Origin of the sequence: Amycolatopsis sp. NPDC005961, assembly GCF_040629235.1 — a bacterium.
Lineage (GTDB): Bacteria > Actinomycetota > Actinomycetes > Mycobacteriales > Pseudonocardiaceae > Amycolatopsis > Amycolatopsis camponoti.
Genome location: NZ_JBEXVF010000015.1, coordinates 29,680 through 41,273 on the forward strand (window position 1 = coordinate 29,680; position 11,594 = coordinate 41,273).

11 protein-coding genes are annotated in these 11,594 nt (G+C 71.1%); 7 read left to right on the plus strand and 4 right to left on the minus strand.

Translation table 11 applies throughout. The features are described 5' to 3' along the window. Positions 1 to 20 precede the first annotated feature (20 nt). The 5 genes from ABZ342_RS16215 (at position 21) to ABZ342_RS16235 (ending at position 4,810) form a co-directional block, all read left to right on the plus strand. The gene (locus tag ABZ342_RS16215; protein ID WP_360473469.1) at positions 21 to 1,058 is read left to right on the plus strand and encodes an amidohydrolase family protein; all 1,038 of its coding nucleotides are present in this window, start codon (positions 21 to 23) and stop codon (positions 1,056 to 1,058) included. Next, entirely contained in the window at positions 1,055 to 1,780 is a 726-nt protein-coding gene (locus ABZ342_RS16220; protein ID WP_360473471.1) for an iron-sulfur cluster assembly protein, read from the plus strand. Before ABZ342_RS16215 ends, ABZ342_RS16220 begins: the two co-directional genes overlap by 4 nt. Further along, the gene (locus tag ABZ342_RS16225; RefSeq protein WP_360473473.1) at positions 1,777 to 2,802 is read left to right on the plus strand and encodes an NAD(P)-dependent alcohol dehydrogenase; all 1,026 of its coding nucleotides are present in this window, start codon (positions 1,777 to 1,779) and stop codon (positions 2,800 to 2,802) included. The genes ABZ342_RS16220 and ABZ342_RS16225 overlap by 4 nt, the downstream gene beginning before the upstream one ends. An 11-nt stretch (positions 2,803 to 2,813) precedes the next feature. Beyond that, complete coding sequence (groL, locus tag ABZ342_RS16230) at positions 2,814 to 4,505, plus strand: chaperonin GroEL (RefSeq protein ID WP_155543664.1); 1,692 nt, start codon at positions 2,814 to 2,816, stop codon at positions 4,503 to 4,505. 116 nt (positions 4,506 to 4,621) lie between these two features. After that, a complete protein-coding gene (locus tag ABZ342_RS16235) occupies positions 4,622 to 4,810 on the plus strand; it encodes a hypothetical protein (RefSeq protein WP_155543665.1) in 189 nt (62 codons plus the stop codon). 2 nt (positions 4,811 to 4,812) lie between these two features. Here the strand turns inward: ABZ342_RS16235 and ABZ342_RS16240 are convergent, their stop codons facing one another. From ABZ342_RS16240 to rox, 3 genes are all read right to left on the minus strand, one after another. Then, positions 4,813 to 5,412, minus strand: coding sequence for a hypothetical protein (locus ABZ342_RS16240; RefSeq protein ID WP_360473475.1), 600 nt, complete (start codon positions 5,410 to 5,412; stop codon positions 4,813 to 4,815). 71 nt (positions 5,413 to 5,483) lie between these two features. Then, positions 5,484 to 7,640, minus strand: a complete 2,157-nt coding sequence (helR, locus tag ABZ342_RS16245; protein WP_360473477.1) for an RNA polymerase recycling motor ATPase HelR — start codon at positions 7,638 to 7,640, stop codon at positions 5,484 to 5,486. 30 nt (positions 7,641 to 7,670) lie between these two features. Further along, a complete protein-coding gene (gene rox / locus ABZ342_RS16250; protein ID WP_360473479.1) occupies positions 7,671 to 9,098 on the minus strand; it encodes a rifampin monooxygenase in 1,428 nt (475 codons plus the stop codon). Positions 9,099 to 9,465: 367 nt separating this feature from the next. Here rox and ABZ342_RS16255 point away from each other — a divergent pair, with 367 nt between their 5' ends. Next, complete coding sequence (locus tag ABZ342_RS16255; protein WP_360473659.1) at positions 9,466 to 10,008, plus strand: GNAT family N-acetyltransferase; 543 nt, start codon at positions 9,466 to 9,468, stop codon at positions 10,006 to 10,008. After that, positions 9,950 to 10,450 carry a TetR family transcriptional regulator C-terminal domain-containing protein gene (locus tag ABZ342_RS16260; RefSeq protein ID WP_360473661.1) on the plus strand — a complete coding sequence of 167 codons (501 nt, stop codon included), beginning with the start codon at positions 9,950 to 9,952 and terminating at the stop codon, positions 10,448 to 10,450. Before ABZ342_RS16255 ends, ABZ342_RS16260 begins: the two co-directional genes overlap by 59 nt. Here the strand turns inward: ABZ342_RS16260 and ABZ342_RS16265 are convergent. After that, on the minus strand, positions 10,447 to 11,577 hold the full coding sequence (locus tag ABZ342_RS16265; RefSeq protein WP_360473481.1) for an epoxide hydrolase family protein: 1,131 nt from the start codon (positions 11,575 to 11,577) through the stop codon (positions 10,447 to 10,449). The genes ABZ342_RS16260 and ABZ342_RS16265 overlap by 4 nt on opposite strands. Between the last annotated feature and the right edge of the window lie 17 nt (positions 11,578 to 11,594).

The window sequence follows — 11,594 nt, forward strand, 5'->3', positions numbered from 1 at the left end:
CCGCTCAGGAAGGATCACCGATGTACGAAAAAGACGGCGAAAAGTATTTCGTGGTGGACGCCCACACCCACTTCTGGGACGCGAGCCCGGACAACTGGGTGAAGGGGCAGGAGGAATACGCCAAGGGCTGGATCGAGTGCTTCCACGCCTACCAGGGCCTCGGCCCGAAGGAGACGCACTGGCCGATCGACCGCTTCCAGAAGTACTCCGAAGAGCTGATGATGCACGACCTGTTCGAGGTCGGGCACGTCGACACCGCCATCTTCCAGCCGACGAACCTGCGGCAGTGGTACAAGAACGGCTTCAACACCACCGAAGCCGACGCGGCCCTGGCCGAGAAGCACCCCGGCAAGTTCCTCGTGAACACCACCTTCGACCCGCGTGAAGGCGACGAGGGCATGAAGGCGTTCGAGGAGCGGGTCAAGCGGTACGGCTGCAAGGGCGTCAAGCTCTACACCGCCGAGTGGCGGGGCGACTCCCGCGGCTGGAGCCTCAAGGACCCGGAAGCGGCCCGGTACCTCGAGAAGTGCGAAGAGCTCGGCGTCAAGAACGTCCACATCCACAAGGGCCCGACCATCTGGCCGCTCGACAAGGACGCCTTCGACGTGTCCGATGTGGACCACGTCGCGACGAACTTCCAGGGCCTCAACTTCATCGTCGAGCACGTCGGCCTGCCGCGCATCGAGGACTTCTGCTTCATGGCCACCCAGGAGCGCAACGTCTACGCCGGGCTGGCCGTCGTGGTCGGCGGCCTGATGCACGCCCGCCCGAAGTTCTTCGCGAAGGTCATGGGCGAGCTGATGTTCTGGATCGGCGAGGACAAGCTGATCTTCGGCGCCGACTACGCCATCTGGGAGCCCAAGTGGCAGGTCGAGGGCTTCGTGGACTGGAACATGCCGGGTGACGACGAGCTGTCGGACTTCGCGCCGCTGACGGTCGACCAGAAGAAGAAGATCCTCGGGCTGAACGCCGCCCGGCTGTACGACATCGACGTGCCGGCCGAGCTGCGGCTCAAGGACCCGGAGACGGTCGAGCCCGTCGGCGTGCCGAACTCATGACGGCACTCGACGATCGGGTCGTCCGCGCCGATCACGCCGACCACGCGGCGGTGTGGTCGGCGCTCGGCACCGTCCGGGATCCCGAACTGGACGAACCCCTCACCGACCTGGGTTTCGTGGCCCGCTGCGAGGTGAGCGCGGCGGGCCACGCCGTCATCCGGCTGCGGCTGCCGACCTACTTCTGCGCGCCCAACTTCGCGTTCCTGATGGTCGCGGACGCCTACGACGCCGTCGCCGGGGTGCCGGGCCTGACCGGGCTCGACATCCGGCTCGACGACCACTTCGCCTCCGACGTCATCAACCGCGGAGTGGCGGCGCGGCGGGGTTTCGTCGCGTCGTTCGAGGGCGAGGCCGTCGACGAGCTGGACAGCCTGCGCTACGACTTCGTGCGCAAGGCCGTGCTGGCCGGCACCGACCGCGTCTGCCGGACCCTGGCCGGCACCGGGCTCGACCCGGCGTCGCTGACGCTCGGCGAGGTCCCGCCCGGGCCGGACGTCGAGCGGCTGCGCGCCCGGCGCCGTGAGCTGGGCCTGCCCGCCGAGGACGGCGACCCGCTGCTGCTCGACCCGGCCACCGGGGCGCCGGTGGCTCCCGCCGACGCGAAGCGCCACCTCGCTTTCGCGCGGCTGACCCGCACGAGCATGGAGGCCAACTCGGGCGTCTGCCGCGGCATGCTGCGCGCCCGGTATTCGCTGACTTCGGATGAGGAGGGCACGGGATGAAGGCCGTGCGGCTGCAGAAGTACCACCAGCAACCGGTGATCGAAGAGGTACCGGAGCCGCGCGCCACCGGGCCCTTCGACGTCGTGGTCAAGATCGGCGGCGCCGGCGTGTGCCGCACCGACCTGCACATCATCGAAGAGCAGTGGGCCGAGAAGTCCGGCGTCGCGCTGCCGTACACGATCGGCCACGAGAACGCCGGCTGGGTGCACGAAGTGGGCCCGGCGGTGTCCAATGTGGAGGTCGGGGACACGGTCATCCTGCACCCGACGCCGACGTGCGGGCTGTGCCACGCCTGCCGCGCGGGCGACGACATGCACTGCCCGAACGGGAGCTTCCCGGGCATCGACAGCGACGGCGGGATGGCCGAATACCTGCTGACGTCGGCGCGGGCGTGCATCAAGCTCGACCCGTCGACGCAACCGGAGGACGTCGCCGCGCTGGCCGACGCGGGCATCACGGCCTACCACGCGGTGCGCAAGGCCGTTCCGCAGCTGTACCCGGGCACCACCTGCGTCGTCAACGGCGCGGGCGGCCTCGGGCACATCGGCATCCAGTCGCTCAAGGCGCTCACCGCGACCCGCGTGATCGTGGTGGACCGCAACGCCGACGCGCTGAAGCTGGCGGCCGAACTGGGCGCCGACGAAACGGTGCTGGGCGACGGCAAGCAGGTCGACGCCGTGCTCGACCTGACCGACGGCAACGGCGCGGAGGTCGTGCTCGACTTCGTCGCCGAGCAGGGCGCCCAGCAGGACGCGTTCGCGATGACCCGGCGCGCCGGGTCGCACTTCGTGATCGGGTACGGCAGCAACATCGACATCCCGACCATCGACCTCATCTCCACCGAGCGCAACATCATCGGCAACCTGGTCGGCACCTACAACGACCTCGTCGAGCTGATGGTGCTGGCGCAGGCGGGAAAGGTCACGCTCCACACGAAGAAGTACCCGCTGGACGCGGCTCTCGACGCACTGGCCGACCTCGATGCCGGACGCGTGCGCGGTCGGGCCATCCTCACACCCTAGGAGCAGGAAACATGGCGAAGGAACTGCGGTTCGGCTCGGACGCCCGCGACCTGCTTCTCGCGGGCGTGGACAAGCTGGCCGAAGCGGTCAAGTCCACGTTGGGCCCCAAGGGCCGCAACGTGATCATCGAGAAGATCACCGGTTCGCCGGTGGTCACCAACGACGGCGTCACCATCGCCCGCGAGATCCACCTGAAGAACCAGTTCGAGAACATGGGCGCGCAGCTGGTCAAGGAAGCGGCGATCAAGACCAACGACGTCGTCGGCGACGGCACCACCACAGCCACCGTGCTCGCTCAGGCGATCGTCCACGAAGGCATGCGGGCCATCGCGGGCGGCGGCAACCCGGTGCTCGTCAAGCGCGGCATCGACCACGCCGTCGGGCTGCTGGTGGCGCACCTGGAGAAGCAGGCGCACCCGGTGGTGTCCGAACAGGACTACGCGCGGGTCGCGGCGATCTCCGCCAACGACGACGACACGGTCGGTGCCGTCATCGCGAAGGCCCTGCACACCGTCGGCGACGGCGGCGTGGTGACGGTCGAGGAGTCGCCGTCGATCGGGATGAGCGTCGACTTCGTCGAGGGCTTCGAGTTCGACAACGGCTACCTCTCGCCGTACCTGGTCACCGACCCGGGCCGGCTGGAGGCGGTGCTCGACGACCCGTACATCCTCATGTCGGCGGAGAAGATCACCAAGGTGCAGCAGCTGATGCCGTTGCTGGACAAGGTGATGCGGGCCCCGCGGCCGCTGGTCGTGATCGCGGAGTCGATCGAGGGCACGGCCTTGTCGATGCTGGTGCACAACCACGTCAACGGCACGTTCCAGTCGGTGGCCGTGCGCGCGCCCGGCTTCGGCGACCGGCGGCTGCACAAGCTGGAGGACCTCGCGGCGATCGTCGGCGGCGCGGTGCTGTCGAAGACGTCCGGCTTCAGCATGGAGACGATGACGCTGGAACACCTCGGCCGGGCCAAGCAGGTCCGGGTCACCGAGAACAACACGACCATCGTGGGCGGCGCCGGCACGTCCGACGCCGTCGAGTTCCGGGTCGGGCAGCTGCGGGCGGAGCTGGAGCGCGCGCAGTTCGGCGTCGACGAGGACGTGCTGACCGAGCGGATCGGCGCCCTGACCGGCAAGGTCGCCGTGGTGCGCGTCGGCGCGGCCACGCCGGCCGAGCTGAAGGAACTGCAGCACCGGGTCGAGGACGCCCTGTCGGCGACCCGGGCGGCGATGGCCGAGGGCATCGTGGCGGGCGGGGGAGCGGCGCTGCTGCACGCCGAGAAGGCTTTGGAGAACCTGGGCCTTTCAGGTGATCAGGCGATCGGCGTCGAGATCGTGCGGCGCGCGCTGGCCGAACCGGCGTTCCTCATCGCCCACAACGCGGGGCACCCGGCGCACGAGATCGTCGCGCGCACCCGCGAGCTGGGTGACGACGAGGGCTTCGACGCGCTGCACGACCGCTACGGCGACATGGTGGCGATGGGCGTCGTCGACCCGCTGCGGGTCTGCCGCTCGGCGATCCAGAACGGGGCGTCGGTGGCGGGCCTGCTGCTGACGACGAACTCGCTGATCGCCGAGGAGCAGACCCCGTGGGGCGGCAGCGCGGCCCTGATGACCGAGTTCGGCCCCCTGGACGAGGGATTGCACCAGCCCTCGCCCGACGCGAGCACACCGCAGTCCCTCGGGATGGGCCCCTCCGTCGGCTGAGCCTTCGTCCGCTCCAGCCCACGGAGATCGGAGGTCCCCTCGCCCGCGTCCTGAGCGCGGGTGAGGGGACCTCTCCCGTGCTGCGGTGGCCGGGCTTCGGTGCCAGGCTGGTGATCATGACGCACTACGTGATGGCCCAGACCCTGGCGACGGTGACCGAGCTCGAGGCGAAGGGCTTCCTCGGCACGGTGGGCAAGATCGCCGCGGCGACGGTGATCTTCTTCATCGCGATCGGGCTGGTGGTGGGGCTGCTGCTGGGGTTCTTCATCGGCCGTTCGGTGGGCCGGCGCCAGGGCCCGCGCTGACGTCAGCTCACCAGGCCGTGGGCCGCCAGCTCGTGGCCGGCCAGCTTCTCGATCACGTCGCGGTCCCGCTCCCGCCAGCCGGTGGCCACCTCGCCCAGCGACGCCAGGCGTCGCAACGGCTGGGTCGCCAGCGCCCGCAGGGCGAGGACGTCCAGACCCTCGTCGCCCATCGCGCGCAACCGTGCTGCCGCGGATGCCCGGCGGGTGAACTTCCAGCGCAGCGGCAACCACGTCACCACCAGCGCCAGCACCGGCAGCGCGATGATGATCGCCGCCATCCACCACGCCAGGTTCTCCACCGCGTCGATCTGCCACCGCCCGGAGTCGACGAGCTTGGTCCCGACGTCCGACCCGCCGTGCAGCGCGTTCGCCAGCTTGTCGCCGATGAGGGGGATGCCGCCCGCGGAGCTCGCCGCCGAGTCGAACGTCCCGCGCAGCCCCGTCCCGGCGTCGACGAGCCCGTCCCCGGGGGCCCGCAGCTTCAGCACCTGGTCGTACACCGACGTCCCCAGCCAGACCGCGAAGATCACGAGCAGCAGGGCGAGCAGGTCGCTGACGAGCTGGACGGTGCGGCGGATCGGCCGTTCGGCGTAGAGCTGCATCGGGACGCCTTTCGCGGTGGGGGAGCGCGGGCGTCGGCAACGTACCCGCGCTCCCCACCGGCGAACCGCGCCTAGCTGCGGACGACCTCCGCGAGCCCGGTCAGCTCGGCCGGCAACGGGCCCTCGTGCAGGACGCCGAGCCGCTGCGTCGCGCGGGTGAGCGCCACGTAGAGGTCCGCCGCGCTGTCGGCGAGGATCGCCGCCGGCTCCACCACGAGGACGGCGTCGAACTCGAGTCCCTTCGTCTCCGACGCCGGCACCGCGCCCGGCACCCCGGGCGGCCCGATCACGATGCTGGTGCCTTCCCGCCCGGCCTCGTCCCGGACGAACTCCTCGATCGCCCCCGCCCGTTGGTCCTCGCTGACCTGCCGGGACCACGGCAAGACGCCGCACGCGCGCACCGAGTCCGGCGGCTTGACGTCCGGCGCGAACCCGGCAAGTACCGACGCCGCGACGGCCATGATCTCCGCCGGGGTGCGGTAGTTGACCGTCAGCGACCGGTAGGCCCAGCGGTCGCTGACGTACGGCGCCAGCATCGCGCCCCACGCCCGGGCCCCGGCGGCCGAGCGGCGCTGGGCGAGGTCGCTCACCACCGTGAACGACCGCCCGGGGCACCGCCGCATCAGCACCCGCCAGTCCATTTCGGACAGTTCCTGGGCTTCGTCGACGACGACGTGCCGGTAGGTCCAGTCCCGGTCCGCCGAGGCGCGCTCGACCAGCGTGCGCGTGTCGGCCTCGACGAACCGGTCCGCCAGGTCCTCGGCGTAGAGGAGGTTCTCGGCGGACAGCATGACGTCCTCGTCCATCTCCTCCCGGTCCAGCTTCATCGACTGGAAGACGCCCTCGGCGTACTCGGCTTCGGCCTTCCGCTGCCGCGCTGCCACTTTCTCAGCGGCCTTCTCGGCCGTCTTGTCGCGGCCCAGCAGGTCGACCAGCTCGTCCAGCAGGGGCACGTCCGACACCGTCCACGCGTCACCCCGGGCCCGGAACAACCCCGAATCCGCCGGCGCGGACGAGTAGCACGACGACAGCAGGGCTTCCGGCGTCAGGATCGGCCAGAGCTCGTCGAGCGTGGTGGTGAACCGCTCGTCGCCCGCGAGGTCCTCGATCAGCCCCTTCCGCATGCTTTCCCACTCGTCGCGGTCGTCCCGGTTCAGCCAGCCCTTGCCGATCCGGCCGAGCGCCCGCTCGGTGAGCACGTACGTGACGATCTCGGTGAACACCGCGCGCGCCTCGTTGTGCGGCAGCCCGCTGTCGCGCGCCTCCTGCCTCGCCCACTCCGCGGTCTCGGCGTCGATCCGCACGGTGACGTCCTTCAGCGCGATCGGCACCGGCTCGGCCGGCAGCCGCTGGCGGTCCGCGACGGCCGCCTTCAGCACGTCGAGGATCTTCAGCGACCCCTTGAGCCGCGCGGCTTCCGGGGTGTCCTCGGCGGTGACGTGCAGGCCGGGCACGAGGTCGCCGGTGGTCGTGAACACGACGTCGGTCTCGCCCAGCGAGGGCAGGACGCGCCCGATGTGGTCCAGGAACGCCGGGTTCGGCCCGACGACCAGCGCGCCGTGGCGTTCCATCCGCTCCCGCTGCGTGTACAGCAGGTACGCGACGCGGTGCAGCGCCACGACCGTCTTCCCGGTGCCCGGCCCGCCTTCGATGACCAGGACGCCGGGGTGGTCGAGCCGGATGATCTCGTCCTGCTCGGCTTGGATGGTCGCGACGATGTCGCGCATCCCCTCGCCGCGCGGCGCGTTGACGGCCGCGAGCAGCGCCGCGTCCCCCTGCGCGTCACCGCCCGGCCGCCCGAGGTCCTCGTCGGTGAACCCGAGCACCCGCCGCCCGCGCGTGTGGAACTGCCGCCGCCGGCGCATGTCCTCCGGGTGCGCGCCGGTGGCGGTGTAGAACGGGCGGGCCGCCGGCGCACGCCAGTCGAGCAGCACCGGCCGGTATTCGTCCTCCTCGTCGAACAGCCCGATCCGGCCGATGTAGGACCGCTCGCCCGAGACGGCGTCCAGTCGTCCGAAGCAGAGCCCGTTGTCGACGACGTCGAGCCGCTTCACCTGCCGGCCCAGCGAGCGCACGCCGACGTCCCGTTCCATGGCGCCCACGCCCTTGCCGCCGAGCGCCGCCTCGTACTCGCCCTTCACCCGCGCGCGCTCGGCGTCGAGCCGCGCGTACAGCCCGGCGACGTGGTCGCGTTCGGACCGCAGTTCTTCTTCGTACCCCTGAGACAAATTTCCCTCTTCGTTTCGGACGACGGCGTTTCAGGCGGTGGGCGCGCCGAACCACTTCCGCAGCGCGCCGGACAGGTCCGCGCCGTCTTCCCCGGCCCAGACGACGTGCCCGTCCGGGCGCAGCAGCACCGCGGGCACGTCCAGCTCTTCACTGACGTCGACGACGTGGTCGACCCGGTCTTCCCAGCCCTCCGGCGAAAGCGAGCCGGTCTGGTCGAGCAGCAGTCCGCGCCCCGCGTGCAGCAGCCCGTAGAGGTGCCCCTGCTTGAGCTCGACGTCGCGCAGGCGCCGTCCGAGCAGGGGATGGCCCTCGCCGAAGTCGTAGCGGATCCCGACCGCGATGATCTTCTCGGTGAGGTACCGGTTGACCTCGTCGAACTCCATCAGCTCGGCGATGATCCGGCGCGCCGCCTGCGGCCCCGGTTCGAGCTGCATCAGCTCCATCTGCGCGCGGGTGTTGTTCAGCACGTCCTCGGCGACCGGGTGCCGCTCGGCCTCGTAGCTGTCCAGCAGCCCCTCCGGCGCCCAGCCGTCGACCGCGGCGGCGAGCTTCCAGCCCAGGTTGAACGCGTCCTGGACGCCGAGGTTGAGGCCCTGCCCGCCGGTCGGCGGGTGGACGTGCGCCGCGTCGCCCGCCAGGAAGACCCGGCCCACCCGGTAGTGCTCGGCCTGCCGGGTGGCGTCCCCGAACCGCGACAGCCAGCGCGGCGAGTGCACGCCGAAGTCGGTCCCGGCCGTCTTGCGCAGCTGCTCCTTGAGCTCGTCCAGCGTCGGCGCGGTCCGGCGGTCCTCGGCGACCCCTTCGGCCGGGACACCGACGCGGTAGGTCCCGCCTTCCACGGGCATGAAGCCGAACCGCTTCTGGGTCTTGCGGACCTCGATGTTGGCGGTGTCGATCTCTTCCCGCGACACGCCCACCTCCACCTCGCCCAGCAGCGTCTCGATCCGGCTGGGCTCGCCGGGGAACCCGACGCCGAGCAGCTTGCGCACCGTGCTGCGGCCGCCGTCGCAGCCGACGAGGTAGCGCGCGCGTTCGGTCGTGCCGTCGGCCAGCTCGACCGTCACGCCGTCGTCGTCCTGCTCCAGGCCGGTCACCTCGGTACCGCGCCGGATTTCGGCGCCGGCTTCGATCGCGTGCTCGGTCAGCAGGCGGTCGATGACCGGCTGGTGGATGCCGAGCGTGTAGCCGTGCGCGGTGTCCAGCTTCTCCGGCGACGGTTTCGCGATTCCGGCGAAGAAACCCCCGACCGGGTACTTCGTGCCCAGTTCGAGGAACCGCTCCAGCAGCCCCCGCTGGTCCAGCACCTCGATGCTGCGCGCGTGCAGGCCGAGCGCGCGGACGACCTTCGTCGGCTCCGCGTCCCGTTCCAGCACGAGCACGTCGACGCCGTGCAGCCGGAGTTCGGCCGCCAGCATCGCGCCGGTCGGCCCGCCGCCGGCGATGATCACGTCAGTCAAAAAGACCCCCTTGAAATCCCCGCGTTTGCGCAGGTTGTGGCTACGGCCGAGAATTGTGCGGCACTACGGGGGTCTTGCCGCAAGCCCAGGGGTGCGCTATACATTGATTACGGAGGGGAGTGGTTGTTCCTCCCGCCGGTTCCGGGACGTCTTCCCAGTTCATCGCTCGTGCGCATAGTCGCAGAATCGTGTCGTCCGGTCGAACTATGACGGCCGTCATAGTGTGGTTCGCGCCGCAGTATGTTGTCATGGAGCTATGACAGCTGTCATAGAAGTCCGGGAGCTGGAGGACCGCCCGGCGGACCGGGAGTGCGTGGCCGCGCTCGTCGCGGCGTGCTCGCCGGACAGCCTCCGGCGGCGCTTCATGATGGGCGGGCCGGCCGAGCCGGGCGAGGTCTTCCGGCGGTACGGCCGGTTCCTGCTCGCCGGGGCGCCCGCCCTGCTCGCCACTCGCGGCGGGCTTCCGGTGGGACTGCTCAACTTCGTCGCGGTGTCCCCGGGGGAGGCCGAGATCGGGATCCTCGTCGCCGATCCCTGGCAGCGGCAGGGGATCGGGAGCGCGCTGGCGCGGTGGCTCTGGGCTTCGGGGCGGTTCCCGGGCTGGACGGTGCGCGGCACCGTGTGGGCGGGCAACGCGGGTGCCGAAGCGCTGTTGCTGCGCCAGGGTTTCCGGCCGGTGCCGGCCTACGAACGCGGCGAGCGGGACTTCGCGCTGGTCGTGCCGGACTGGGCTACCATGACAGACGTCATGAAGGAGGCAGGCGATGACGAGGACGCCGCGCGAGCGGATGGTGCTCAGTGCCGCGCAGCTGGTGCGGATCCACGGAGTCGAGGCCACCGGCATGCGGGACGTGGTCGCGCACGCCGAAGCGCCGCGGGGGTCCCTGCAGCACTACTTCCCGGGCGGTAAGGACCAGCTGATCGCCGAAGCGGTCACGTGGGCCGGCGGCTACGCGGCCCGGCGCGTCGCGCGCGTCGCGGCGAAGATCGAGGATCCGACGCCGGGCAAGCTCTTCGCGGCGATGGCCGGGCAGTGGCGCGACGAGTTCACGGCACAGGGCTACGACGCGGGCTGCCCACTGGTCGCGACGGTCGCCGACGTGGCGGCCACCAGCGACGATCTGAGGGAAGCGGTCGGCAAGGCGTTCGACGGCTGGCAGCGTCCGGTCGCGGCCACCCTCGAGGAGTACGGCGTGCCCGCGGCCCGCAGCGCGTCGCTGGCCGTGCTCATGCTGAGCGCCTTGGAGGGCGCGATCGTCCTGGCCCGGGCGCACCAGGACGTCGCACCCCTGGACACGGTGGTCGCGGAGCTGCGGCCGTTGCTCGACGGCGCCGTGTCCACTGTGGACTAGAGGCCGCGGAAGAACTCCCGGATGTCGGTGATGAGGGCTTCGGGTGCCTGCAGCGAGGCGAAGTGGCCGCCGGTGTCGTACTCCGTCCAGCGCGTGACGTTGTTGGACAACGCCGCCAGGCCGCGGATCGCGTGGTCGCCGCGGAAGTTCGCCACCGCCGTCGGCACGCCCGACGGTTCCGGCCGTTCGCCCCAGCCGTCCTGGCCCGCCTCCAGGTAGAGGCGCGCGGCCGAGCCCGCGGTACCAGTGAGCCAGAAGATCGCCACGTTCATCAGGATCGCGTCGCGGTCCACCGGCGTCTGGTTCGTCGCGGTCGGGTCCCAGTCCACGAACCACTCCAGGTTCCACGCGAGCTGCCCGGCGGGGGAGTCGTTGAGCGCGTAGGCGAGCGTCTGCGGCCGGGTGGCCATCTGGGTGGCGTAGCCGGAATGGCCGTACCACCACGCTTCGTTCTCCCGCGCCCGCTTCGCGTCCTCTTCGGACAGTCGCTCGAGGTCGCCGGGCGCGGTCGGGACACCGGCGTTGGCGACGGCGTTGACGTGCACGCCGAGCACCGACTCGGGCGCCGTCCGGCCCAGCTCGGGCGAGACGATGCTGCCGAAGTCGCCGCCCTGGGCGCCGTAGCGCTCGTAGCCGAGCCGCCGCATCAGCTCGGCCCACGCCCGGGCCGTCCGGCGGGTGTTCCAGCCGCGGTCGTTCGTCGGCCCGGAGAAGGCGAAGCCGGGCACCGACGGCGCGACGACGTGGAACGCGTCCGCCGGGTCGCCACCGTGGGCGCGCGGGTCGGTGAGCGGGCCGAGGACGCCGAGGAAGTCGGCGACCGTGCTCGGCCAGCCGTGGGTCAGGATCAGCGGCGTCGCGTCCGGTTCGGGGGAGCGGACGTGCAGGAAGTGCACGCGCTGGCCGTCGATCGTGGTCGTGAACTGCGGGACCGCGTTGAGCCGCGCCTCCTGGGCGCGCCAGTCGAAGCCGGTTTGCCAGTACTCGACGAGTTCGCGCAGGTGAGGCTCGCTGACGCCGTAGTCCCAGCCGGCGCCGGGCAGCTCGCCCGGCCAGCGGGTGCGGGCGAGCCGGTGGTGCAGTTCGTCGAGGTCGGCCTGCGGCACGTCGATGCGGAAGGGATCCATGCGCTCAGCCTGGCGCG

Excerpts from the sequence above, each read along its gene's own strand:
- ABZ342_RS16220 (WP_360473471.1), top strand. The coding sequence starts at position 1,055 with ATGACGGCACTCGACGATCGGGTCGTCCGCGCCGATCACGCCGACCAC.
- ABZ342_RS16235 (WP_155543665.1), top strand. The coding sequence starts at position 4,622 with ATGACGCACTACGTGATGGCCCAGACCCTGGCGACGGTGACCGAGCTC.
- ABZ342_RS16240 (WP_360473475.1), bottom strand. The coding sequence starts at position 5,412 with ATGCAGCTCTACGCCGAACGGCCGATCCGCCGCACCGTCCAGCTCGTC.
- ABZ342_RS16225 (WP_360473473.1), top strand. The coding sequence starts at position 1,777 with ATGAAGGCCGTGCGGCTGCAGAAGTACCACCAGCAACCGGTGATCGAA.
- ABZ342_RS16255 (WP_360473659.1), top strand. The coding sequence starts at position 9,466 with ATGGGCGGGCCGGCCGAGCCGGGCGAGGTCTTCCGGCGGTACGGCCGG.
- ABZ342_RS16215 (WP_360473469.1), top strand. The coding sequence starts at position 21 with ATGTACGAAAAAGACGGCGAAAAGTATTTCGTGGTGGACGCCCACACC.
- ABZ342_RS16265 (WP_360473481.1), bottom strand. The coding sequence starts at position 11,577 with ATGGATCCCTTCCGCATCGACGTGCCGCAGGCCGACCTCGACGAACTG.
- groL (WP_155543664.1), top strand. The coding sequence starts at position 2,814 with ATGGCGAAGGAACTGCGGTTCGGCTCGGACGCCCGCGACCTGCTTCTC.